Origin of the sequence: Alloiococcus sp. CFN-8 (genome assembly GCF_049943125.1) — a bacterium.
Lineage (GTDB): Bacteria > Bacillota > Clostridia > Clostridiales > Clostridiaceae > JAEXZL01.
The window spans coordinates 1,974,346-1,998,889 of record NZ_CP188040.1 but is presented as its reverse complement, the minus strand read 5'-3'; the positions used below and the strand labels follow the sequence as shown (position 1 = coordinate 1,998,889).

Below are 24,544 nucleotides of genomic sequence, written 5' to 3'. Positions count from 1 at the left end.
AAATACCCCCAAAAACTTCATTAAAGCTACCATACCCTAAGGCATAGTAGCTTTAAATTCTTATTGTATATAGCCTGCTGCTGACAAAATAGCCACAGCCCTGTGATTATTAGCTTCACTTACCCTAATTATAGGGCCAGTGCATCCCATTCCACTCTCAGCATATATATTTTCCTTCCACAATGCCCTTACTGCATCTTCCAGGTCCATAACTTCGATTCCTGATATTTGAGCAGTAACCACTTCCTTGGGAGGTTCTTTTATCTCAGCTACAGGTTCAGCTTTTTTACTACTTTTTAAACCTTCAAGAATATCCTTTAAGCCAGCCTTTTCAGCCTTATTAAACTCCTCTTCAGCTATCCTTAAACAATTATTTTGCACTAATTCCGCTGCATATTCTATTGCTCCTGCAATTACCGGTGCTCCAGAAGCTCTGGAAATAATCATTATTATCTTATCATAGCCCATACCTATTCCAGGGCCATAGCCCCAGCCTAAGGATTCATAATTTCCACCAGTAGTGTAGGCAGAAAATATCTTAGTCATGAGGTTACCTGTGAGAGCATCCATAACCATTATATCGGAGGTCCCTGCTAGAAGGTCATTTCCCCTCATCATCAGTCCACCATCAGCTCTCGCTGAATCGGCAAAGGATATATCATAGCCATTTTCCTTCAGCTTTAACAGTGCCTTTTCAGCCTGTCTTGCTCCATCTATATTGGCTATTCCTACTGTGGGGTTAGGAACTCCAGAGGCTTTGGCTGCTATGATTCCGTATATAGCATTTTTAACCATAGCTATGGTCCTGTCCGTATCAGAGGTTCCTGTGGTAGCAGCGATATACATCTCCCTACCTCTTCCAGGAGTTACAACTCTTCCAATGGTAGAAACTCCTATTGGGAAGGGATAATGCATGGTCACTGCAGCAGCTATTTCTCCTGACTCCAGCATGGCTTCCATTTTCTTATGAACCTCTTCGCCTTCTATAACAATTGCCTTGTAGCCTTTTTTCTCTGCCAAATAGATAGCTTCATGAATAGTCTCCATTCCATGCTCGCTTCCTTCAATAGCTACTCCTATTACAGGCTTTTTACCAAATTCACCGGTTTCCAGGGCATCTGCTACTTCAAGAAAGGTGTCGGCTATAAGCTTTTTTATCTTTATATCTGACATATTATCCTCCTTTCCGGTAGCTTCTATTCAGACAGCAACCCTTCAGCAAATTTTCTCATAGACTCAGCTATGAGGCTTTTCACTTTATTTTCATCAAAGCCTTCAGTGTCTTGTCCTTTTCCATCATTAGCTTCTATCAGGAAGGATACTCCGTCAAACTGGTTTGTCATTCTTCCAAGGAATAAGCTTCCTTTTCCTATAATCATAACTCTGCTAATTTTTCCAGAGAGTATATCCTCTCTAGCAAAGCCAAGATAAGGTACTCCTGAAGGTATATGTCCTTGAGTAGGTGCCCAGCCTACCATTCCATGACATTTTACAAAATCAGCTAGCTGGCTTCTTTCCAGTTCCCCTCTCTTAACTCCAAGGGCAGCTATCATCTTATAGTTAGCTTCTGGAACATCTCCTGCTCCTGCAGGCTTTGTAATATCAGGATTCTGCATTTCTACAGCATACTTATCCACATCTGTTATTTTAAGCTTGGATCTATCTAATGGATCTGTAACTAGAGAGGTTATAACTGCCTGAGGAGAGGATCCTGTTCCAACAGTATGCCTTCCAGTTATATCATTTCTGATTATAGGGCTAACACCGTCATCAGCAGTTATTAAAACTGAGAAGCCTGCTACAACATCCTCTAATATAGGAAGTCCCTTCTTAACGTGATCCTTACCATTCATTCCTAATTTAGCAGTACATCCTCCCCCTGTAACAACTACAGTCTTAAAGGTACCTGCCTTAACTAGAGAAGCAGCGCTTAAAAGTGCATGAGCTGGCCCTGCACAGAAGCCTCTTACGTCTGAACCATTGGCATTTAAGAAGCCAGCAGTCTCAGCAGCAGCCTTGGCAAAGTTTCCTCCACCTCTTTGATTCATGTCTCCACACGCCTCTTCACAACAATCTATTACATATTCAACCTCTAAAGGATCTATACCGGTAACCTTTACAAGGTTCAGTAAGGATAATACACTGGAGGCTTTTGTTACTAGGTTTTCTAAGATTACATGTGCTGAGAGATTCACATCCACCTCATGGGCTCTTTTAACTGCTCCAACTAATTCATTGTTATGGTATAAGCCTTCCGCATGCTCCTCTTCAACTAACTTCTTTAAAGCTTCTATGTCATCAGTGTTTTTATCCAGGACAGCAGCCTTCTCCGCTCCTATTAATTCATTAGCAGCTAGCTTAGCCTTTACCCCTTCAGCAAAGTTTTTTTCTAATTTAACTAAGTCAAAGACATCACAGATTCTAATAAGTCCTAAAAACTCATCCTGTGCTATTATCTCTCCAAATTTCCCTTTAGATGAAGCAGCTTCTGCTTTTTTATCATACCAGGGGAATGGAGTCTCCTTTAAGCTTTCTGGTGTAAGATTTCCTATATAAACCTGATGGGGAATATAATTAACCACATCCTCAAAGCTTCTTAAATGCTCTGGAAGCTTCTTTAGGTACTCTGACTCTGGGTTTACTACCCTTTCAGTAGTTTGGGTTGTTCCATTATGAATTACCATATCTGGTGCAGCTGCTAATGTATAAGCTGAACCTTTGATTACCGCATAACCGCCCATTCTATTCTTCCTCTCTTGAATTAATATTTATAAATAAAATAATTCTATTTTACATAGAGAAAGGAGCCTCTGCCCCTTTCTCTTAGTTTTTATATCTGCTCTCTAATAGCATTCATTTCTGATACTATGTCATCAACATCAAGTACCATTTCCATCATGCTCACTTGCTCATCGTAAACCTCAGGATCTATTTCATCCTTTACCTCTGGCTCACATATGTGATATACATTGAGTCCTAACTGGACTCCTGCTAATGGACCTGCAAATGTAGGATCTCCAAGAGTTACAGTTTCTGCAGCAAGACCTGCTGCTTCACCTTCAGCAGCACCTAACAATACAACTAAATTATCTTTTCCGTATTGCTCTGCAAAATCCTTTACTCTTTTCTGATTCTCAAGGTCCATAGCACCTGCGGCAGTTCAGACGAAGCATTCTGTTGAGGAAAATACAACTTCAGCTCCTGCAGATTCAGCACAGGCTGTAATAGCAGGTCCTGGAATACCATCTCTGTCGCCAATAATTACAACTTTCTTGTCCTTTAATATTGACATCTACTTCTCCTCCTTCTTTCTGTAATTTATAGCCCTTAGGCTTATCTATCTTAACTCTTTAAAAAGGGTTAGCAAAATTATATTAGATATACTTTTTTATCATTTCTTCAATGGCTTCTGGAGTAGCATCGTCCTTAACTAGCTCTTCAACCTTTTGTCCATCCTTATATATAGCCATTACAGGAAGTCCTAATATTCTCTGGCTTATAGCAAGACGTCTTGCCTGTGTAGTGTTAAGCTTACAGAACTTTAACTTATCGCCATATTTTTCAGCTAGGGCTTCTACATGAGGCATTAAAGCCTCACAGGGAACACAGCCATCTCCAAAATAGTCAACAAAAACATAGCCTTCAGCCTTTAATACTTCAGCTTCAAAGGTATTTTTATCACATAGTATCATTTTCTAATCCTCCTCCCACTAAAAGATTTGTAAAGGAATAATCATTATCTTCAATGTATCTTCCTGCCTGAACTGCAGCGATGGCACCATCAGCAGCCGCAGTGATAACCTGTCTTAAGCTTTTAACTCTTATATCACCAGCAGCAAAGACACCCTTTATATTAGTATTCATGTTATCATCGGTGATAATATAGCCGTCCTGCATATCAATCTTACCCTGGAAGATATCTGAAGCAGGCTTAAAGCCTATAAATACAAACACTCCAAAGGTACCATCATTTTCATCAGCTACTATTTCCAATCTCTCACCGGTCTTAACATTTTCTACTACCATGGATTCAAGTATTCCATCACCACGGAGCTCTCTCACTACCGTATCCCACATAAAATTCACCTTAGGATTCCTAAAAGCCTTCTCCTGAATGGATTTAGCAGCTCTTAGCTCATTTCTTCTGTGAATTAATGTTACCTTCCTTGCAAATTTAGTGAGGTAAATGGCTTCTTCAACAGCAGAGTCTCCTCCACCCACCACATAAACCTCAAAATCCTCAAAGAATGCAGCATCACAGGTGGCACAGTAGGATACACCCTTTCCTGTGAGTTCTTTTTCTCCTGGGCAGCCTATAAGCACTGGAGAAGCTCCTGCAGCAATTATCACTGTCTTTGCTTCATAGGTTTCCTTCTTACATCTAATAATTTTTATTTTGCCTTCTAGTTCCATGTCCACTACCGTATCAATAACCTTCTCTACTCCGAACTTGGTAGCTTGAGCAGACATTCTATTTATGAGGGTAGGTCCTGATTCTTCTAAAATAGATCCTGGATAGTTTTCTATTTCAGCAGTTATAACAATCTGTCCCCCATCCTTTGCTTTTTCTATAATGAGAGTTGATAGCTTATCTCTTCCGGCGTAAAGTCCAGCAGATAGCCCCGCTGGTCCTGCACCTATAATTATTACATCATAAATTTTACTCATTTTTCTATGCTCCTTATTCTACTCAAATACAGTTTGGTCATTAACCTCAGTACAGAGAGCATCTAATGCTTTAGTAAGCATTTTTCTTCTTATTTCCTTCTCCTCTTCCATGGTAAGAGCTGGGTTTCCAAGAGGATGAGGGATAGCTATAGCTGGAACTATTCTATTGGCTCCAACTGTTAAGGATATTGGAACTACTGTACAGATATGAACCACAGGTATACCTGCTCTTTCTATCTCTTTAACCATCGTTGCACCGCAACGAGTACAGGTTCCTCATGTGGAGGTTAGTATAACTGCATCCACTCCGTCATTACGAAGCTGTATACCTATTTCCTCCGCGAACTTTTTAGAGCTTGCAACGGCTGTACCATTTCCAACAGTTGTATAGAAATATCTATGAAGGCTTCCTATCTTTCCTTCCTTCTCAAACTCTCTTAATACATCTACAGGAAGTACTCTATCTGAATCTCCATTAGCATATACAGGATCGTATCCACCATGAGCTGTTTCATGAGTTTCAGCTGTTAAATCCATAAAGCCTTCAATATCGTATTTACCGAACTTAGAAGCACTGGAGGATTCTATATGATCTGGATTTCCCTTTGGAACTATACCACCAGAGGTAACAAGAGCAATTTTAGCCTTACTCATGTCCTTAACTGCTGGGTTTGGAGCTACTCTATCAAAATCAGGCATTGGGAATTCTGTTGTAAATTCTTTACCGCTTAATTTTTTTATAAGCATATCAACAGCTCTTTCAGCCCCTCTTTTTTCTTCAAAAAAGTTAACTCTTATTCCATTAGGTAAATATCCTTCCTCTATGGAAGCACCTATCTTTTCTCCTCTAGCTAGCTTTAAGCCTAAAGGAACCATAACCTTTACCGCTGCTCTCATTCCTGCTGCACTGTCCTTTGTTGAAACCACATGAACCTTGGTTTTAAACATATCAGCACCAGGATTTTCTTTGTACATACCTGTTATTGCTGGAATACCTAACTCTTCTTTTACTGCTGAAGCTACAGTACCACAGGCAACTCCGTATCTACCAGCATTAAAAGCAGGTCCACAGATAACTAAATCAGGATTTTCACTCTTTATCATATCTAGAACAGTTTTCTTGGCAGTCTCAAGATTTTCATTAAAATATGAGTCTCCACAGATAACTGTTGCTACTATTTCAGCTTCTTCTCCAAAGGCAGCTTTGAAAGCAAGACCAGGACCAACAATACCTTCTCTAAGCTCTGGCTGGTAGTCTGCTTTTTCTTCTCCACCGATGTTGGCAAAGAATTGATTTATATATTGAACTACTCTAAGCTTTGACATTCTTTTCTACCTCCTATCTCGCACTGAGCTTATTAAAACCAAGCTCATTGGTTGCTCCAGTGATTACCTGAAGCTCCGCAGTGATGGAACCATCGGCATGTAAGCTGCCATCGAAGCCTCCTGCTATTATGTCTGCTATCTCTATATGCCCTATTACTCTATCCATAGGTCCAAGCTCTATAACCTGATTAGCATTTCCACCGGTTACTACTGCATCAGCACTGGCATCAGCATCAGCTAAGGATTGAGAAGCTCCATCTCTTCCTGCATACTCATCAGTGATAATAACAGTCTTTATTCCCTTTGCGGATATTTTCTTACAATTCATGATAAGATCTGTGTCTGGGTTTCCAAAGCCTTCTTGAGATATGATAACTCCATCTACCCCTAGAAGCTCTGCTAGCTTTGCGGTCCAATCAGAGGAACGCTCTTTATCCGCCAGGTACACGTTTTCATTGGTGATAATAACACAGGTAAAGTTTAATTCTTTTCCATGCTTTTTAAATAGCTCTTCTACCACTGGATTGTTTAAATGATGGTAGGTGGTATTCTTATCACAGGCTGATACACAGTTACCACTTAATATTGCACCATCCATTATTTCTGTTGGATTTAATATTGTAGTTAATGACTGCTTCATGTCAACGCCATATACATAGGTATCATGAAGTAAGCCCTGGCTTTGAAGCATTAAAACATAAGCTACTCTTGGAAGATTTGGAAGCTTTTCAATACCTTCCTTTAAATTATAGGTTTCGAAGGTTTCTACTTCTTCAGCCACTATTTCTCTAGCAAGCTCTCCCAGGTATGTAGCAGTTTTAAGGCCTGCAAATCTTACTGATTTTTCATGAGCATGCTGTTTTATTCCTTCTATTGGTTCACATACCACAACAAGGTTATTTAATTTAGAGAATGGAGTATACTCTGCTCCTACCCCTGTCATGTCTATGATTCCTTCCTGGAAGCCAACTATCTTTCCAGTAGTAACCACTGCAGAACCCTTTAACACATTAGTTCTTCCGGAACCTACTGTTTCAACCTTAGAAATCATTCCTGGAAATACATTTCCGTTTCCGGAAACCTTAACTCTTGGTTCAATAACATCCTTTACAGGAGCTATTCTGATGCTTTCTCCAGGTCTTGCAATATCTAGGCTTACAGACTTAAGGTTCTCATCCTCCATAAGAAGAGATATCAGCTCAGCTTTATTTACATAAAGTATGCCGTTCTCAACCTTGGACTCAGCTCCAAATTGAATATCTTCAATATGGATATAGCCTAATTCAAGTTTCATAAAAAAACCCCCTTTAATTTAATGCACTTTGTAATAATGTAAAGTCCACCTCTTTAAAGTCTTCCAGCACCTTTTCTGTATACACTGAGCTGTCTCTATACCTGCATTTAGTCATAAATTTGTCATGAGATGCAATAGCTGACTCAATGAGCTCCAGTGAATTGATATCAAGGCTTCTCCCAGCTTCCTTTGAAATAACCAGGGATTTATAGGGAGTTTCACCAGGCTTAATGCTTCCTGATAGAGGATGAGTTAAGAGCTTATGTCCATTATGGATCCTATCTCTAGCCTGTACCAATACCTCTCGATACTGTCCTTCTATAAACAGAGTCTCATAGCTGTTCTCATAATATTCCTTTACCATGCTATTATTAGTAATAATCAACATCTGCAAACCTCTCCTAAAATGCAATATAATCGGGCAATCTTAATGCAATGAAATTATTTTTTCCCATTAAAAAAAGCAAAAAGCGAATAAACGCCTTTTGCTCTGTTATTAACCTGAGAGTTTCTTTCAAAGTGAAATTGCCCCTTCGGTGCTTAAAGCTTTTCAGAGTCCTGTCCAACTGCGGTCCTTTTACCTGAGATAATCGCAGCTCACCTTGGCTATGGTGGCTACTTACGTCCTTCGGTGTTGCCTTGCAAACTCTTCCGCAGTCTTCATCCAGATTATTCTTTATTTTTTAATGTTATTACAATACATTTATACCATATACTTGTTAAAAAAACAACAATCATTTGTAATAAGTTATATTATTTGTAATTTATGCATTATTTTAACTAATTACTAATTACTATGCTTTTTTAATGGTACTTATACTATAGAATCATTAAAAAAGACGCGCTATTAGCACGTCTCTCTATTATCAAAGCTTATTAGTAATTAAATTCCCAGATTCATACCTCTTAAGTCCTTTATAGAAGAAGCTGTAGGCAAGGATTAACCAGACAATAGTTACAGCTATCAATAGGATAAAAAGCTTTAAATCAAAGCTCTTTAAGAGCTTAACTGGTATATAGGACATAAAACCAGAGGGGAGTAAGGTATATAATATTATCTTTAATCCTCCCTTGAAGATCGATTCCGGATAGTTACTAAAGGTGGTTAGGAATTGCCAAGCTTGGGTTACAACTCCCTCAAAGCTGCCTGTATAAAAGCTAATGGAGTGAAATATAATTACTACCGATGAAAAAATCAAGGCAGCAGTTATGGAAAAAAGTAAAAATAGCAGGAATTCCTTTAGAGCAAATCCCTGGATTATAATATATAAAATTATTCCGTAAAGAGTATCTCCCCAACCGGAAACAATAGTTCTAGAACACAATACATTAATAAGTACATCCTTGGGCTGCAGCAAATATACATCCAACTCTCCATTGATAATAATTTTAGTGAGCTGATTTAAATTTCCAAATAATACTGTGGTTATTCCAAAGCTTGTGGATACCAAGGCCCAAAGGGCCATTACCTCTTTAAAGCCATAACCTCCAATATCTCCAACATTGTCAAAAAGCATCCACCAGAAAAATATAAAGGAAGCGTTATTTATCATCATTCCAAATATCTGCATCAGGAAGCTTCCTCTGTACTCCATGGCGGAGGATAAATTAAATTTAAAATAATTGCCTATGAGCTTTAAGGATTTTTTAACCTCCATTAACATTTAATTTCCGAACCCCCTTTCCGTATACAAATAATGTTAGAGCAATAAAGAAAAGTAGATACAGAAGCTGAATACCAGCCCCCCTTATAAAAGCACCAAAACTAAAATCCACTGCCAGCCTAGCAGGAGTATAGGTTACATATACAAAGGGCAAAGCTTTTGAAATTCTTTGAAGCCACATAGGAAACAGTTCTATGGGAAGAAGCATGCCCCCTAATGTGAAAACCAGCTTAGAATATATCCAGAAGAATGGGCTGTTTTCTTCAGTCCAGAAGGCAGTAAGAGCTAAAAGCATATATATAAAAAAGTTTAACATCCATCCTAGCAGTATGCTTATAAACACAAAAGGAAAGGTTGCCCAAGAAAACCCTTCTAATGGCCCTACAAATAAAAATCCTATAATAATTGCTAGAGTGCCGTTAGCTAAAAGCTTTACTCCGGAATCCCCTATAAAGCAGGAAAAACAATACAATATATAATTATAAGGCTTTCCTATGAGATAACCTATGTTTCCGCTTTTTACTTCCCTATTTACCTCTTGATGAATAAGTCCTCCCGATAGCGTGATGAGCTCTGTCACAACTAAATACCATATCATCTGGTTAAGGGTGATTCCGGCAATACTGCTATTACCATCGGCATAGATGCTCTTCCACAGCATTAAATAAACAAACATGATCAATATGAAAAACAAATTATTTCCTATTAAGTCCCAAAAGTAAACAAGCTTATTTTGAAAATTTATCTTTATGATGGGTATATACTTATTCATCTACTCACCGTCCTTCCTTTCCATTGTAGATAAAGGAAATTACCTCCTCTAGTGGAGTTTCATTTATATTTATATCTTCTACTCTTCCCAGCCTTATCAGGATAGAAAGGACCTCGTCTATATCCTGCTTCTTTGTGTCCACCCTTACCTGAAGAGCGCTCCCCTTGCTTTTAACTATATCCACAGGTATGCCCTGTATATTCACAGGCTCACTGTACTTAATGTGTATATATTTCTTATTGAGATAACTGTATTTAAGGCTCTTTACGGACTCATCTAGTACGATTTCCCCATGATTAATTATTATGGCCCTTTTGCAGAGCTTTTCTATATCTCCAGCATCATGGGAGGTTAAAAATATCGTAGTCTTTTCCTCTTTATTTAGCTTTAAGATAAGCTCTCTTATCCTCTGCTTTACTATAACATCCAAGCCTATAGTAGGCTCATCTAAGAAAATCATCTCTGGTTCATGAAGTATAGCCGCTGCTATCTCACAGCGTATCCTCTGCCCTAAGGAAAGCTTTCTAACGGGTATATCCATAAGGTCATGGATATCGAAGATTTCCTTTAAATACTCAATTCTTTTTACGAGCTTTTTATTTTCTATCTCATATATACCACCTAACAGCTTAAAGCTGTCTAATGGAGGTAGATGAAACCACAGCTGTGACTTTTGGCCAAAAACAGTGCCTATCTTATAAGCAAGCTTTTTTCTTTCTCTATCAGGATTAAATCCACAAACCCTTATATCCCCAGCAGTAGGCTTTAAGATACCTGTGAGCATTTTTATGCTCGTTGACTTACCAGCGCCGTTAGGACCTATAAAGGCCAGGAGCTCTCCTTTATCTACCTGGAAGCTTATCCCCTTTACCGCCTCCACATTTTTATACTGAGGCTTTATCATGGACTTAAGACTTCCCCGAAAGCCCTCCTCCTTAGTCTTTACCTTAAACTCTTTTCTCAGGTTTAACACCTCAATAGCACTCATAATTCCCCTCCTATCTAACATAAAAATCTATTGAATAAAAAAAAATAAAAGCCCAAAGCAGGAATCTCATGTGAGACTCCTCCTTTAGGCTTTTCTCCTAAAAGTGTAGGCAACTTCCTTACCCATAGAGTAAAGTAAATGCTCCCCTGTATCGCTTGGACCAAACCCGAGAGCTTATGCTAAAAGCAGGCTTCGGCGGAACCCTAGATACACTCTCTATATTGGATTTATGTTATCATAGAAATAATCATCGGTAAAGCTTTAAAAACAGAATATTTTATATTTTACAAATCATTACAAGCTATTGTAATATACCTAGGAAGTATCAATAAAATCAAAGAAAACTTATTAATTTCATATCATTCTATAGAAGCTAGAATTACCCTGAACTAAAGGATAATATAAAGTTACTTTTCTTTATATAAACAAAAATATGCTATAATGAAATTAAAATACAGATTATTTACGGCAGAATTCATACTATAAATCATATAATAATTTAGGAGTAATTATGGTTGAGATTTTTTTATTCGCATTAAATGCAATAGCACCAATTTTATTATTAATTCTTCTAGGATATTTTCTGAAATCTATCAAGCTGTATGATGACAGCTTCTTAAAAACAGCTAACAGCCTGGTTTTTAGGATACTTCTTCCCACTTTACTTTTTTATAATATCTATGGAATTGATAGCCTAACCGCCTTAGACTTTAGCTCCGTAGGCTTTGCCGTACTTATTGTAATGATACTTTTCTTTTTAGCTCTGGCCACAGTAGTTTTCTTTGTTAAGGATCCTGCTCAAAAAGGAGTAATTCTCCAGTCTGCCTTTCGTTCTAACTTTGCAATTATAGGAATGCCCATGGCTGAGGCTCTTGGCGGAAAGTCAGCTCTAGCCACTGTAGCTATTCTATCAGCTGTCTCCATACCTCTTTTTAATATTCTTGCTGTTATTTCCTTATCCCTATTCATAAAAGAGGAAGACTCAACAATCAACTGGCTTAATATAATAAAGAAAATAATAAAAAATCCCTTAATTATAGGCTGTGGAGCAGGTATTCTAGCTTTATTAATCAGAAGCCTTATACCCGTTAATAATGAAGGCACTCATATATTTACCATAGCTCAAGATCTTCCTTTTCTTTATGAAGCTATAGGAAACTTAGCTAAAATAGCCTCACCACTAGCTTTAATTGTATTAGGCGGTCAGTTTTCCTTTAAGTCAGTGAATAAGCTGCTGTCCATGGTTATATTAGGAACCCTATGGAGAATAGTCATAGCTCCCTTTATTGGAATTACCTCTGCCCTTATAATTGCCAGCTATACTGACTTACTATCCTTGAATGGAGGAGATATTTCAGCCTTCATAGCACTTTTCGGTTCCCCAGCGGCAGTGTCCAGTGCAATAATGGCAGGAGAAATGGGTAATGATGAGGAGCTAGCTGGTCAGCTGGTGGTTTGGACTAGTATTGGATCAATATTTACTATCTTCCTTCAGGTAGTACTCCTAAAAACAATGGGAGTCCTTTAAAACAAAAAAATTACGTAATTATATACTATAAGGCACTGCTTAACTGTATAAGTAAGCAGTGCCTTATTATTAGTAGATTTCTCTGTGGATATTAAACTACATAATTAAAAAGCTACAAAGTAAAGAAAAGAATAACCAAGATTCCAAGTGCTATTCTATACCAGCCAAAAACCTTAAAGTCATGCTTTTTAATATAGCCCATTAGGAATTTAATAGCCAGTATAGATACTAAGAAAGCTGTAACCATACCTACTAAAAGTATAACTAGCTCAAAGGCCTGAAAGGAAAAGCCAAACTTTAATAGCTTGATAAAGCTTGCACCAAACATTACCGGAATGGCTAAAAAGAAGGTAAATTCAGCTGCTATTGTTCTGGATACTCCTAGAAGAATACCTCCTATAATGGTTGCTCCTGACCTTGAGGTTCCAGGTATTAAGGAGAGGATCTGGAAGATTCCTATACCTATTGCAATCTTATAGCTAATATCTTTTAAGGAATTAATTCTTAACCTTTTTCCCTTATTTCTATTTTCTATAATAATAAATAGTACACCATATATTATAAGCATAGCAGCTATAACCAAAGGCTTATGGAGATGAGCCTCTAAGTAATCATCAAAAAGTATTCCTATTACCCCCGCAGGAACACAGGCAACTATAATCTTTCCCCATAGCTCTATGGTATTTCTATCTATCTTTTTGCTGCTATTTAGCGGGAAAAGCTTCTTCCAATATAGAACCACTACAGCTAATATTGCACCTAACTGAATAACAACAAAAAACATGCTTTTAAATTGATCAGAAAGGTTAAGCTGCATCAACTCATCTACTAGAATCATATGGCCAGTACTGCTTATGGGAAGCCATTCAGTGATTCCTTCTACTATACCCAAAAAAATAGCCTTTAATATTTCAATAAAATTCATGATTAACCCCTATCTTTCTAATATAATCATAGCTTGTTTATATATAAGTTAAATGATACTTATTATCATTTTAAACTATAATCTAAAATTAGAGTACAGCTTAAGTAACATTTTGTCAACTAACTTGTAACATTAATTAGAAAATATTAATATATATTCCATATAATTCTATGCTATATATACGCAAAGTAAATCGGCAGAGTTTCTATCTCTGCCGAAGATACTGTAAAAAAAATTATTCTATTGAATTAAGCTTTCCTAAAGCTACCTTTTCGAAGGAAGCTATCTTCATTTCTGCAGCTTCTGCGCTTTCACCCTTTGAATAAATGTATAGCTTTATTTTAGGCTCTGTACCAGAAGGTCTTACAGCATACCAGGACCCATCCTCATGAGTGAATAAAAGAACATTTGAGGAAGGTATAACAGATGGAGTAGTTTCTCCTGAAGCTACATCTGTAACTATCCCCTTCTTTAAATCAGTATATTTAGTAAGCTTTATTCCTTCTACCTCAGTAGGATATTCAGACCTATAAGCCTCCATCATTCTGCCTATTCTCTTGCTGCCTTCTACTCCTTCAAGGACTAGGGAGATTTGCTTTTCTCTGTAGTAACCAAATTCCTTATAAGTCTCTTCTAATACCTCTATTAGATTTTTGCCCTGCTTCTTGTAATAAGCTGCAGCCTCACAAAGCATCATGGAGGAAATTACTCCATCCTTATCCTTTACGAAATCACCGGTAACATAACCTATGCTTTCTTCATATCCGAAGATAAACTTCTTGTTACCTTCTTTTTCTAGAGCATTAGCCACTCCGCAGATATTCTTAAAGCCTGTTAGCGCTTCATAGGTTTCAACTCCATATTTAGCTGCAATAGCTCTTCCTAAATCTCCAGTAACAATAGACTTAACTATAAAAGCATTTTCAGGAAGCTTACCAGTTTCTAATCTTGCTTCTACAATATATTTAACTAGCATTGCACCAGTTTGGTTACCATTGAAGGCAACATAGCTGCCATCCTTATCTCTTACCATGATAGCTAATCTATCGCAGTCAGGGTCTGTAGCAAGAAGTAAATCTGCTCCGATTTCTCTTCCTAGGTTCTCTGCATATTCAAAGGCTCTAGAATCCTCAGGATTTGGGAATGGTGCTGTTGTAAAGTTTGGATCTGGATTTTCCTGCTCTGGTACTACAGTTATGTTATTGAAGCCTCTTTCCTTAAGCACTCTTCTAACTAAAACATTACCTGTTCCATTAAGAGGTGTATAAACTACCTTTATATCCTTATCTATGTCTTCTCTTAAAGCTAATGCCTTAACCTTTTCCACATAGATATCATCTATTTCTTTACCTATTATCTTAAGAAGTCCTTTATCTATTGCTTCCTGCTCATCCATAACAGAAACGTCCTCAAAGCTCTTAATAGCTAGTATCTTACCGGTAATAGCATCAGCCATCTCTTGACCTATCTGTGCGCCATCTTCCCAGTATACCTTATAACCATTGTATTCCTTAGGATTATGGCTTGCAGTAACTACTATACCAGAAGCAGTATTGAAATGTCTCACGGTATAGGATAGTAGTGGAGTAGGTCTTAAGCTCTCATATAGATAAACCTTTATCCCATTAGCTGCAAGAACAAGAGCTGCTCTTTTTGCAAAAACATCAGAAAAATGTCTGCAGTCATAAGCTATAGCAACTCCTCTATCCATGTAGCTTTGTCCCTGCTCTTTTATAAAATCAGCAAGACCTTGAGTTGCTCTTGATATATTATATATGTTCATTCTATTAGTACCTGCACCTAATTTTCCTCTAAGGCCAGCGGTACCAAATTCTAATTCCTTATAAAATCTGTCTTCGATTTCTACTTCATTATCTTTAATTGCTGCTAATTCTTCTCTGGTTTTCTCATCAAAAAACTTATTGTTTAACCAGCTAGTATACAAGTCTCTGTAATTCATCAAATTTCATCCTTTCCCATATAAAAAATTGTGCTTATAATAGGTGGGTAAATTGTGCCATCACTATTACGTCTTTTTCTTAATCATATCTATATTAACATTATTCTGCCCCATTTTGCCACTGGTAAATATATAATTATTCATTAAATTCCCGTAAACATTTTTTTTAAAACGCTTTAATTATTCGGTATCTGGGCAATATATACATATAAAGGTTTACATCTGTTGTTAAATTTTTGTAACATATATTAATTTATAAATTAGCATCTTATGGTAATATATGATATACTTATAATAGAAGGAAATTTTCTACACTCTTTTTGAAACAAAAAATCATATACTCAAAATAATCAAAAATCATCAAGATGATTTTTCATTTCTAAAGACATTGGAAATTACAGATAACATATATTATCTATGTCTCAAAGCGATTTTATATTTAATAAAATGAGCATCCTTTAAGTCCATCCACAATTAAGTCAAGATTACTTTAGTTAAGGCTTAATTTTCAAATCATAACAATATTTCCATTTTTAAAATTATCCATCTATGTCGCAGTAAAATTTAGATATAAAATCCACAAGTGATAAAAAGGAAGGTGATAAGTTGTTTATAGTTGGCGATAAGATAGTTTATCCTATGCAGGGAGCCGGCACCGTTGAGGCTATCGAGGAAAGAGAGTTCTCTGGTGAAGTTCAGAAGTACTATATAGTTTTAATTACCCATAACAAGTTAAAAATTATGATACCAGAAAGTAAAATCCAAAGTTCCCATCTTAGAAGAATAAGTGATGAGGACACCTTAATCTCCATTCTTCAAAAGGTGAACAGTTCAGATCTTTCCTTAGCAGAATTTCCATCTTTAAAAGAAAGAACTGAATTTTTAAACAGCAAAATAAAATCTGGTTCACTGAGAGAAAATGCAGAAGTAGTTCTAGCTCTTACATCAATCAACATTACAAAAAAATTAAATTCTACAGAAAAGCAAATCTTAGATAAAGCAAGGAAGCTTGTGGAGGGTGAAGTTTGTTTAATAAGGGATATATCTCAGCTTCAAGCTGCAATGCTAATAAAAAATTCTCTTCATTAACACTGGACATAAGTCTATAAAAATATACTTAAATTACGAAATAACCTCAATATATAAATAAAGCTGTTGATAGTATCTATCAACAGCTTTGTTTTTTTTATAATGCTACTACGTTAGCAGCTTGCTCTCCTCTTTGACCTTCAACGATGTCAAATTGAACCTTTTGACCTTCTTGAAGAGACTTGAAGCCTTCTCCGGATATTGCAGAATAGTGAACAAAAATGTCCTTTCCGCCTTCAACTTCTATAAAGCCAAAGCCCTTTTCTGCATTAAACCATTTAACTGTACCTTGATTCATTAAAAAAACCTCCAAACAAATAACTTTGCGGTCGTAATATATAAAATTAACATCTTCATTTTCTATAGTTACTAACCTTGAATTATGGTAACATAATCTAATTTAATTTTCAAGATAGACAACCATTTTTTCACAAATATTAAACATTTAGGCTATTTTATTATAAGCTCTACAGGACAGTGATCTGAACCAAATACCTCTGTATGTATTTTCGCATCAACGAGTCTATCCTCTAAGGCCTTAGAGGTACAGAAATAGTCGATTCTCCAACCAGCATTATTTGCCCTGGCATTAAAGCGATAGGACCACCAGGAATATACCCCTTCTAGCTCAGGATAGAAATATCTAAAGGTATCTATGAAGCCTTCCTCTAAAAGGATAGAGAATTTTTCTCTTTCTTCATCAGTAAAGCCTGCATTTCTTCTGTTGGTCTTAGGATTCTTTAAGTCTATCTCCTTGTGAGCCACATTTAAGTCTCCACAAACAATCACTGGCTTAACAGCATCTTTTTCCTTTAAGAAGGCTCTAAAGGCATCCTCCCATTCCATTCTATAATCCAGTCTAGCTAGCTTTTCCTTGGAGTTTGGAGTATATACTGTGACTATGTAAAAGTCTGGATACTCAAGAGTTACAACCCTTCCCTCCTGGTCATGCTCCTCAATATTTATACCATATTCAACGCTAATAGGCTTATGCTTAGTAAATATAGCAGTTCCTGAATAGCCTTTTCTTTGGGCGTAGTTCCAGTATTGATAATAGCCTGGAAGCTCTAGGTTTATCTGACCCTCCTGGAGCTTGCTTTCCTGTATACAGAAAAAATCCGCATCTACTTCATTAAAAAAGTCCAAAAAGCCCTTCTGCACACATGCTCTCAGTCCGTTAACATTCCAAGATATAAATTTCATTACAAAACACCTTTCCTATATAATTTTACTTTTACCTTACTATACCTCTGTATAGCTTCTATTATTAACATAATAATTGTAATTTAAATATATTGCAAGAAATAAAGGGACCGCTATCCGTAAACACGAATTTCAGTCCCTTGACCTTTAACCTTACTTCATAAGTGACTTGATATATTCCTCCACCTCTTCTAAGGTACTGTTAGAGGTGATACCTGAAAAAGCACTATTAATAATTTCCCCATTGCTGCTTTCCAGGATTGCGAATCTCATCCCATCCATCAAGCCATATTCCGCCAGTTCCTTAAGAAACAGCTTGCTGTCGTATTGCTCCAAGTAATCATCTTCTGTATATCTAATAGGCATAAATATTCCCTTCATTCCCACTTTAAGCTTCGCAATAACATAGGTATCCTCAATAGTAACTTTTTCACTACCATCTAAAGCTATCCCTGTAGGAAGTAATATATCTACCTTATCTCCTGGCTTTTCCTCTCCTTTAATGGCCTTATCAACAGAAACCGTTGCTATAGCCCTATATTCAGTCATTCCATCTCCAAAATCTATCAAGATATTTTTAATGTCCTGAACAGTACCAGAAAGTATAGAACTATTGTAGTCATTCACTATCTCCTCTTCTGTGAGAAATATGAGGCTACCGGAAGCCTCTCCTCCTTGGATGGTCTCTGGCACATCCTCAGAAGCTACATAGCTCACCTTTACCTTACCGGTAGACTCCTTTAAGGCTATTTCCGTATCATCATTGTTTCCTTTTAAAAACAATGTCATTCCTAAAGCTATTATCAGTGTGGCTGCAATAATTCCATAGCTTACAGCTTTTTTCATGGTCACTCCTCCTTTATAAATATCCCTATTCTCTATTTTGCCTTCTTTAATATGAGAAAGTGTTCTTTCCCTAAAATCCTTACTTATAGCTAATTTATCAAAAGCTTCTTTATATTTATCATTATTCATTAATCATACCTCCTAACCTTGCCATCAATATTTTTCTCCCTCGAGCGAGGCGTGTACTTATAGTGGAGGACTTTTCCTTTAATATTTCTGCTATCTCATTAATTGAATACCCCTCATAATAATAGAGATGAATGGGAGTTCTGTATTTTAAATCAAGGTTTAAAACAGCCTCAACAAGCTCCTCTTCTTCCTTTGGTAAATAGCTTAAATCTTCAGGTATTGGGTTTAAGCTTTTGAAAAAGCCGCTTTTAAGATAATTTTTACTCTTATTTATTGCAGTTCTTATAAGCCAGGCCTTTTCATGCTCCTTACTTTCGAAGGAGGGAGCCTTTTGAAAATAGGCTAAGAAGACCTCTTGGGCAATATCCTCCGCCTCATGAAGGCTTTTTACATAGGTAAAGATAAGCTTAATCAGGGTTACAGAATATTTATCAATGACTTCTTCTAAGCGTTCCTTGAGCTCAAAGGAATTTACCAAGCTAATCATCTCCTTTCACTTATAATACAATTGAAAGCAATAAAAAATCTCACTAAAAAAATTTTATTTTGTATAAAAAAAGACCTTAAGAAAAGAAGGCCCTTTAGCCTTCTTTTCTTAAGGTCACCTCCATGGTAGTTCCCTTACCTATTTCACTGATTACCCTTATAGAGCCCTTATGGTATTCTGCAATATGCTTTACTATTGCAAGACCAAGGCCAGTGCCTCCAGTTTTTTTAGAATGACTCTTGTCTACACGATAAAATCTCTCAAATATCCTTTCTTGATCCTCAAAAGAAATACCTATGCCAGTATCCTTAACTCTAAGCTTCACCAGGTGATGATCTTCTTCAAGCTCTACAGAAATCTTCCCCTGCGGTTTATTATATTTAATAGCATTCTCCATAAGATTGAATACAAGCTCCTCCAGCATACCTTCATTGCCAAAGGTATAAGCTTCCGTAAGAGGAAGCTCTAGAGTTAATTCCTTAGCAGCTATTGCTCCTGAGAGCCTCTCTGCTGAGGTATTTATAATTTTAAGAAGATTAACCTCTTTAATATCCTCCTGAAGCTTTCCCTCCTCTAGCCTTGAAAGCTTCATTATATCAGTTATTATCTCCAGAAGCCTTGAGGCCTCCTTTTGTATCTTTGCCGCAAAGGTTTTAGAATCCTCAAAGGTAGCCATACCAGTACTTATCATCTCTGCATAGCCTGAAATTGAGGTCAAAGGAGTTTTAAGCTCATGGGATACATTGGCAGAGAATTCTCTTCTGATTATCTCAGCCTTGTATTTTTCCGTAACATCTACTAAAAGGAGTATAGCCCCAGCTATAATCCCTTCATGGTATACAGGATTTAAGGTAAAGCTGTAGGTCTTTTCTCCCATAGTAAGCTCTCCACGGCCTTCCTTTCCCTGAAGTGCCGCTTTAAGGCTTTCATTCAGGATAGATTTCCTGCTCACCTCTAGAAAGCTTCTACCTTCATATTCTTCATAAGGTGCTCCCACTATATCTAAAAGACTGTTATTAACTGAAAGTACCCTTCCCATTCCGTCAATAAGGGCAATACCTTCCATTGTATTGCTTAAAATAAGCTTAATTTTGCTGTTTTGTTCCTTTAAGGCTCTCATCTGTTCATTTATTCTTGTATTCTGCTCCTCAATTTTATAGTAAAAAGGCGCAAGCTCCTGGTATGGAGGAATAAACTCCTGATTATTTATATTTATATCGTTTATAGGTCTTGTGATTTTTTTCGTAAGTCCTAAGGCTATAAATACACATAGAACCATGATTGATGCCATAAATAAAAATACATAAGGAAGAGCTCTATAAAATATTGCTTGAAAGCTCCGAGTGGTCATTGCCAATCGAAGAATAGAGCCGTCTGCTAACCTTAAAGCATAATAATATATCCTTTCTAATTGCGTGGAGGACTCTCTTACCTCTTCTCCAGAGCCAGTTTTTATAGCTTCCTGCACCTCAGGTCTAGTCAAGTGATTTTCAAGGACACTTTCATCTAGGTGACTATCAAAAAGCACATCTCCCTGGTGATCTATAAGCGTCAACCTATTACTGCTGCCCTTTAAATCCAGCTTCTTAAGGTAAGTGTATTTATCACTAGTGCCTTCTATTCCCTTTGAAATAATAATAGCCTTTTCCTTAACCTCATCCTTCAGCTGACTTCGAAAAAAGCTATAATAGTATGCACTGTAAAGAAACGACGCAGCTAAAGCTACAAGAATCGCAAGGATAGACATATTTTTAAAGATTTTTTTATGCATATACTAACCCCCTATCTTATAGCCTACTCCTCTAACGGTTTCTATGATGCTCCCTAAGGTGCCCAGCTTCTGCCTCAGGGTTTTGATATGCATATCTACAGTCCTCGTTTCCCCTTGAAAATCGAAGCCCCATATAGCATCCATTATTTTATCTCTGCTCAAAACAATTCCTTTATTCTGCAGGAGATAAAACAGCAGCTCAAACTCCTTATAGGTGAGGACTATCTCCTCTCCATAAGCATAAACAGTTCTGCTCTTATTATTTACAATAAGCTCTTTAAAGGTAATGATATCACTGCTTTGTGGGCTACTTCTTCTGAGGACAGCCTTTATTCTTGATATAAGCTCCAGTACTCCAAAGGGCTTAGTTATGTAATCATCAGCACCTAAATCTAGGCCCTTAACCTTATCCAGCTCCGAGTCCTTTGCTGTAAGGAGGATAACAGGTATGTGAGCTGTATGGGAATTCATCCTAAGCCTTCTAAGTATCTCTGTTCCTTCTATATCTGGAAGCATTATATCTAAAAGTATAAGCTCCGGAAGCTCACCCTTTAGGGCATTAAAAAAAGCTTCACCCTCTTCAAAGCCAAGAGCCTCAAAGCCAGATGACTTTAAGGCATAAAGTATAAGCTCTCTAATATTTTCTTCATCCTCAACACAAAAAATTCTGGTCACATAAACAACTCCTATCTATTCATAGCTTTTATGCTCACCGGTAATTGAGTAAACAACCCATTCAGCTATATTTACTGCATGGTCTCCTATTCTTTCAAAATACTTAGCAACCATTAATAAATCTATAGCCTGCTCTCCGTTCTCCTTGTTTCCTTGAATAGCATTTATAAGCTTTTCCTTTACCAAATCAAACAGCTCATCCATCACATCATCATAGTCTATTACAGACATAGCAAGATTTAAATCCTTATGGACATAAGCATCTATGCTATCATTAACCATCTTTACTGCTGCCTTTGCCATCTTAGGAATATCCTCAAGCTTTTTAATGTAAGGTCTTGTAGAAAGATGCATAGTTAGCTCTGCTATATCCTCTGCCTGGTCTCCTATTCTCTCCATATCCGTTATCATCTTTAAAGCGGAAGAAATTAGTCTTAAGTCACTGGCTACAGGCTGCTGCTGAAGAAGAAGCTTAAGGCATAGGCTTTCAATGTACTTTTCCTTTTCATTGATTTCTCCTTCAAGGTTTATTGTTTTCTTAGCTATCTCTACATCCTGATTTATCAGGGCTACAACAGCATTTTCAATAGCCTCCTCTATGAGGCCTCCCATTTCTATCAGCTCATTATTAAGATTCACCAGCTGCTCATCAAATCTATTTCTCATATTAACCAAACCTCCCTGTTATATAATCCTCAGTACGCTTATCTCTAGGCATTGAGAATAATTCCTCTGTATCATTATATTCAACTATTTCTCCCATCAAGAAGAAGGCGGTTTTATCAGAAACCCTGGTAGCTTGCTGCATATTATGGGTTACCATAACTATAGTATAATTTTTTTTCAGCTCCAGAACAAGCTCTTCAATCTTACCAGTAGAGATAGGGTCCAAAGCACTAGTAGGCTCATCCATGAGAAGCACCTCTGGCTCTACAGCCAATGCTCTAGCTATACATAGTCTCTGCTGCTGTCCTCCAGACATACCTAAGGCGCTCTTGTGAAGCCTATCCTTAGTCTCATCCCAGATTGCCGCTGCTCTTAAGGACTTTTCTACAATCTCATTAAGCTTTTCCTTTGAAGTTATGCCATGGGTTCTTGGGCCGAAAGCTATGTTATCATAGATGCTCATAGGAAAAGGATTAGGCTTCTGAAAAACCATCCCCACTCTTTTTCTCAGAAGGTTCACATCCATATCTCCATAGATATCCTCTCCATCTAATAAAATCTTGCCTTCTATTCTGCAGCCCTCCACAAGATCATTCATTCTGTTTATGCTCTTAAGAAGGGTAGATTTACCACAGCCTGAAGGTCCTATAAAGGCAGTTATAGCCTTATCCTCTATGGTTAAATTAACATTCTTTAAAGCCTTAAAATCACTATAATATAAATCTAAATTTTCAACCTTTATTTTATTCATAACTTACCTCGCCGTTATTTTTTTTGCAAAGAATCCTGAAAGAGTATTTATAATTAATACAATCAATAAAAGTACTACCGCTGTGGCATATGCCTGATTAATGTGAAGTCCCTCACCGGAAAGTACATACATGTGTACAGAAAGTGTTCTTACTGAAGAGAATACTCCATCAGGAAGCTGTGCCACTGTACCTGCTGTATATATCAGAGCTGCAGTTTCTCCTACTATACGGCCAACTCCTAGGATTACCCCAGCCAAAATTCCTGGTACTGCTGAAGGAAGAACTACCTTGAATATAGTCCTTAGCTTTCCAGCACCTAAACCAAAACTAGCTTCTCTAAAGGTATCTGGCACTGATTTTAATGCTTCCTCAGTTGTCCTCATAATAAGAGGTAAAATCATTATTGCAAGAGTTAATGCTCCAGATAGAAGAGAATATCCAAAATCTAAATAGGTTACAAAGAAAATCATTCCAAAGAGTCCATATACTATGGAAGGTATACCCGATAAGGTTTCTGCAGTTATTCTTATGATCTCTACCAGCTTGTTGCCTCGCTTTGCATATTCCACTAGATAAATAGCTGTAGCTATACCTATAGGAACAGAAATTGCAAGAGCTAAAAGAGTCATAGCAAGGGTTGATAAAAGTGCAGGCATCAAGGAAACATTAGTACTGTTATATTCCAGTGCAAAAAGTGAAGGAGTTAAGTAAGGTACCCCCTTAACCAAAATATACACAACTATAAAAATTAGTGTAGAAAAGGTTAAAGCAGCTGAAAGCCTTACAAGGTTCTTCAAAATAAAAGCTTTATAGTTAAAATGTTTTTTATTCATTGTGCTTTCCTCCTTTTAATTAAAGAGAAAGATAAGTTAATTATGAGAATGAATACAAAAAGCACAACTCCAGTAGCTATGAGCATTTCTCTATGCAAGTCTTGTGCATATCCCATCTCCATTACAATGTTAGAGGTCAAGGTTCTAACGCCTTTAAATATACTGTCAGGTATTCTTGCCTGGTTACCAGCTACCATATTTACTGCCATTGCCTCTCCAATGGCTCTTCCTATACCTAAAACCACCGCTGCTAATATTCCAGATTTTGCTGCAGGAAGTACTGTACTGAATATTGCCCTCTCATGAGTAGCTCCTAAGGCTAGCGCTCCCTCATAATAGCTTTCAGGAACTGCCCTTATAGCTGATTCGCTGATATTTATTATGGTTGGAAGTATCATGATACCTAATAGCACTGAGGCAGTTAATATACTACTTCCATTCCCAGGAAATAATTCTCTAGCTAGAGGAACTAATACCACAAGGCCAAAGAAACCATAAACTATAGAAGGTATTCCTGCTAACAGCTCAACTCCTGGTTTCAAAATCTTGTAAAGTCTCTTAGGACAATATTTTGCCATAAAAACTGCAGTTAATATTCCTATAGGAACACCAATAATTATTGCTCCAGCTGTAACATAGAGGCTTCCCACTATCATAGGAAGTATTCCGAAGGATGCTGGATTATTAGTAGGAGCCCACTTTTCACCCAATAAAAAATCAAAAATCCCTACCTCAGCCATAGCTGGTATTCCACTAGCAAAGAGGAAAACACATATTAAAACAACGGCAAGAATGGATGTTATCGCTGTAATTAAAAACAATAGCTCCATTGCCTTTTCTTTTATTCTGCTATTTTTTTTATATTTTATATTAATATCCATCGCTTATCTCCTTACTCTAAATAAGAACAGCTTATGGTGAGCCGAAGCTCACCCTTACACTGCTCCCCCTATAAGGGTAGGAATTTT

The 24,544-nt window shown here is 37.1% G+C and carries 25 protein-coding genes and 2 riboswitches; of the genes, 2 read left to right on the top strand and 23 right to left on the bottom strand.

Going from position 1 to position 24,544, the window contains the following annotated elements; all coding sequences use genetic code 11:
* Nucleotides 1-60: 60 nt before the first annotated feature.
* The 11 genes from grdD to ACPWSR_RS09150 all read right to left on the bottom strand — a co-directional run bounded on the left by grdD (nt 61) and on the right by ACPWSR_RS09150 (nt 10,712).
* Nucleotides 61-1,173, bottom strand: coding sequence for a glycine/sarcosine/betaine reductase complex component C subunit alpha (gene grdD / locus ACPWSR_RS09200; RefSeq protein ID WP_426347939.1), 1,113 nt, complete (start codon nt 1,171-1,173; stop codon nt 61-63).
* 23 nt (nt 1,174-1,196) lie between these two features.
* Nucleotides 1,197-2,741, bottom strand: a complete 1,545-nt coding sequence (gene grdC / locus ACPWSR_RS09195) for a glycine/sarcosine/betaine reductase complex component C subunit beta (protein ID WP_426347938.1) — start codon at nt 2,739-2,741, stop codon at nt 1,197-1,199.
* Between the two features lie 89 nt (nt 2,742-2,830).
* On the bottom strand, nt 2,831-3,292 hold the full coding sequence (grdA, locus tag ACPWSR_RS09190; protein WP_426347937.1) for a glycine/sarcosine/betaine reductase complex selenoprotein A: 462 nt from the start codon (nt 3,290-3,292) through the stop codon (nt 2,831-2,833).
* An 82-nt stretch (nt 3,293-3,374) separates the two neighbouring features.
* Nucleotides 3,375-3,692, bottom strand: coding sequence for a thioredoxin TrxA (gene trxA, locus ACPWSR_RS09185; protein WP_426347936.1), 318 nt, complete (start codon nt 3,690-3,692; stop codon nt 3,375-3,377).
* Nucleotides 3,679-4,659 carry a thioredoxin-disulfide reductase gene (trxB, locus tag ACPWSR_RS09180; RefSeq protein WP_426351372.1) on the bottom strand — a complete coding sequence of 327 codons (981 nt, stop codon included), beginning with the start codon at nt 4,657-4,659 and terminating at the stop codon, nt 3,679-3,681. Before trxB ends, trxA begins: the two co-directional genes overlap by 14 nt.
* A 27-nt stretch (nt 4,660-4,686) precedes the next feature.
* Nucleotides 4,687-5,994 carry a glycine reductase complex selenoprotein B gene (grdB, locus tag ACPWSR_RS09175; RefSeq protein WP_426347935.1) on the bottom strand — a complete coding sequence of 436 codons (1,308 nt, stop codon included), beginning with the start codon at nt 5,992-5,994 and terminating at the stop codon, nt 4,687-4,689.
* Nucleotides 5,995-6,007: 13 nt separating this feature from the next.
* Complete coding sequence (locus tag ACPWSR_RS09170) at nt 6,008-7,288, bottom strand: glycine/sarcosine/betaine reductase component B subunit (protein ID WP_426347934.1); 1,281 nt, start codon at nt 7,286-7,288, stop codon at nt 6,008-6,010.
* A 13-nt stretch (nt 7,289-7,301) separates the two neighbouring features.
* Nucleotides 7,302-7,676: a GrdX family protein gene (locus ACPWSR_RS09165; protein WP_426347933.1), complete on the bottom strand. Its 375-nt coding sequence runs from the start codon at nt 7,674-7,676 to the stop codon at nt 7,302-7,304.
* Between the two features lie 100 nt (nt 7,677-7,776).
* Nucleotides 7,777-7,844, bottom strand: a riboswitch (glycine riboswitch).
* 3 nt (nt 7,845-7,847) lie between these two features.
* A riboswitch (glycine riboswitch) is annotated at nt 7,848-7,952 on the bottom strand.
* Between the two features lie 202 nt (nt 7,953-8,154).
* On the bottom strand, nt 8,155-8,952 hold the full coding sequence (locus tag ACPWSR_RS09160; protein ID WP_426347932.1) for an ABC transporter permease: 798 nt from the start codon (nt 8,950-8,952) through the stop codon (nt 8,155-8,157).
* Nucleotides 8,936-9,724 (bottom strand): ABC transporter permease, encoded by a 789-nt coding sequence (locus ACPWSR_RS09155; RefSeq protein WP_426347931.1) that lies wholly within the window; start codon nt 9,722-9,724, stop codon nt 8,936-8,938. Before ACPWSR_RS09155 ends, ACPWSR_RS09160 begins: the two co-directional genes overlap by 17 nt.
* 4 nt (nt 9,725-9,728) lie before the next feature.
* Nucleotides 9,729-10,712 carry an ABC transporter ATP-binding protein gene (locus ACPWSR_RS09150; RefSeq protein WP_426347930.1) on the bottom strand — a complete coding sequence of 328 codons (984 nt, stop codon included), beginning with the start codon at nt 10,710-10,712 and terminating at the stop codon, nt 9,729-9,731.
* Between the two features lie 511 nt (nt 10,713-11,223).
* Between ACPWSR_RS09150 and ACPWSR_RS09145 the strand changes: the two genes are divergently transcribed.
* Nucleotides 11,224-12,240 (top strand): AEC family transporter, encoded by a 1,017-nt coding sequence (locus tag ACPWSR_RS09145; RefSeq protein WP_426347929.1) that lies wholly within the window; start codon nt 11,224-11,226, stop codon nt 12,238-12,240.
* Between the two features lie 112 nt (nt 12,241-12,352).
* Here ACPWSR_RS09145 and ACPWSR_RS09140 read toward each other — a convergent pair whose 3' ends face one another.
* The gene (locus ACPWSR_RS09140; RefSeq protein ID WP_426347928.1) at nt 12,353-13,165 is read right to left on the bottom strand and encodes an undecaprenyl-diphosphate phosphatase; all 813 of its coding nucleotides are present in this window, start codon (nt 13,163-13,165) and stop codon (nt 12,353-12,355) included.
* A 235-nt stretch (nt 13,166-13,400) separates the two neighbouring features.
* Nucleotides 13,401-15,125, bottom strand: a complete 1,725-nt coding sequence (locus ACPWSR_RS09135; RefSeq protein ID WP_426347927.1) for a phospho-sugar mutase — start codon at nt 15,123-15,125, stop codon at nt 13,401-13,403.
* 606 nt (nt 15,126-15,731) lie between these two features.
* On the opposite strand from ACPWSR_RS09135, the gene ACPWSR_RS09130 reads away from it, so the two are divergent.
* Entirely contained in the window at nt 15,732-16,214 is a 483-nt protein-coding gene (locus tag ACPWSR_RS09130; RefSeq protein ID WP_426347926.1) for a CarD family transcriptional regulator, read from the top strand.
* A 97-nt stretch (nt 16,215-16,311) separates the two neighbouring features.
* Here ACPWSR_RS09130 and ACPWSR_RS09125 read toward each other — a convergent pair whose 3' ends face one another.
* From ACPWSR_RS09125 to pstC, 10 genes are all read right to left on the bottom strand, one after another.
* Nucleotides 16,312-16,512 (bottom strand): cold-shock protein, encoded by a 201-nt coding sequence (locus tag ACPWSR_RS09125; protein ID WP_426347925.1) that lies wholly within the window; start codon nt 16,510-16,512, stop codon nt 16,312-16,314.
* Between the two features lie 152 nt (nt 16,513-16,664).
* A complete protein-coding gene (locus ACPWSR_RS09120) occupies nt 16,665-17,417 on the bottom strand; it encodes an exodeoxyribonuclease III (protein ID WP_426347924.1) in 753 nt (250 codons plus the stop codon).
* A gap of 153 nt (nt 17,418-17,570) precedes the next feature.
* On the bottom strand, nt 17,571-18,392 hold the full coding sequence (locus ACPWSR_RS09115; RefSeq protein ID WP_426347923.1) for a hypothetical protein: 822 nt from the start codon (nt 18,390-18,392) through the stop codon (nt 17,571-17,573).
* On the bottom strand, nt 18,385-18,870 hold the full coding sequence (locus ACPWSR_RS09110; protein WP_426347922.1) for a sigma-70 family RNA polymerase sigma factor: 486 nt from the start codon (nt 18,868-18,870) through the stop codon (nt 18,385-18,387). Before ACPWSR_RS09110 ends, ACPWSR_RS09115 begins: the two co-directional genes overlap by 8 nt.
* A 103-nt stretch (nt 18,871-18,973) precedes the next feature.
* The gene (locus tag ACPWSR_RS09105) at nt 18,974-20,650 is read right to left on the bottom strand and encodes a sensor histidine kinase (protein ID WP_426347921.1); all 1,677 of its coding nucleotides are present in this window, start codon (nt 20,648-20,650) and stop codon (nt 18,974-18,976) included.
* A gap of 3 nt (nt 20,651-20,653) precedes the next feature.
* Nucleotides 20,654-21,325, bottom strand: coding sequence for a response regulator transcription factor (locus ACPWSR_RS09100; protein WP_426347920.1), 672 nt, complete (start codon nt 21,323-21,325; stop codon nt 20,654-20,656).
* Between the two features lie 15 nt (nt 21,326-21,340).
* Complete coding sequence (gene phoU / locus ACPWSR_RS09095; protein WP_426347919.1) at nt 21,341-21,991, bottom strand: phosphate signaling complex protein PhoU; 651 nt, start codon at nt 21,989-21,991, stop codon at nt 21,341-21,343.
* 1 nt (nt 21,992) lies between these two features.
* The gene (pstB, locus tag ACPWSR_RS09090) at nt 21,993-22,742 is read right to left on the bottom strand and encodes a phosphate ABC transporter ATP-binding protein PstB (RefSeq protein WP_426347918.1); all 750 of its coding nucleotides are present in this window, start codon (nt 22,740-22,742) and stop codon (nt 21,993-21,995) included.
* Nucleotides 22,743-22,745: 3 nt separating this feature from the next.
* The gene (gene pstA / locus ACPWSR_RS09085; RefSeq protein WP_426347917.1) at nt 22,746-23,576 is read right to left on the bottom strand and encodes a phosphate ABC transporter permease PstA; all 831 of its coding nucleotides are present in this window, start codon (nt 23,574-23,576) and stop codon (nt 22,746-22,748) included.
* Nucleotides 23,573-24,457: a phosphate ABC transporter permease subunit PstC gene (pstC, locus tag ACPWSR_RS09080; RefSeq protein WP_426347916.1), complete on the bottom strand. Its 885-nt coding sequence runs from the start codon at nt 24,455-24,457 to the stop codon at nt 23,573-23,575. The genes pstA and pstC overlap by 4 nt, the downstream gene beginning before the upstream one ends.
* Nucleotides 24,458-24,544: the final 87 nt, after the last annotated feature.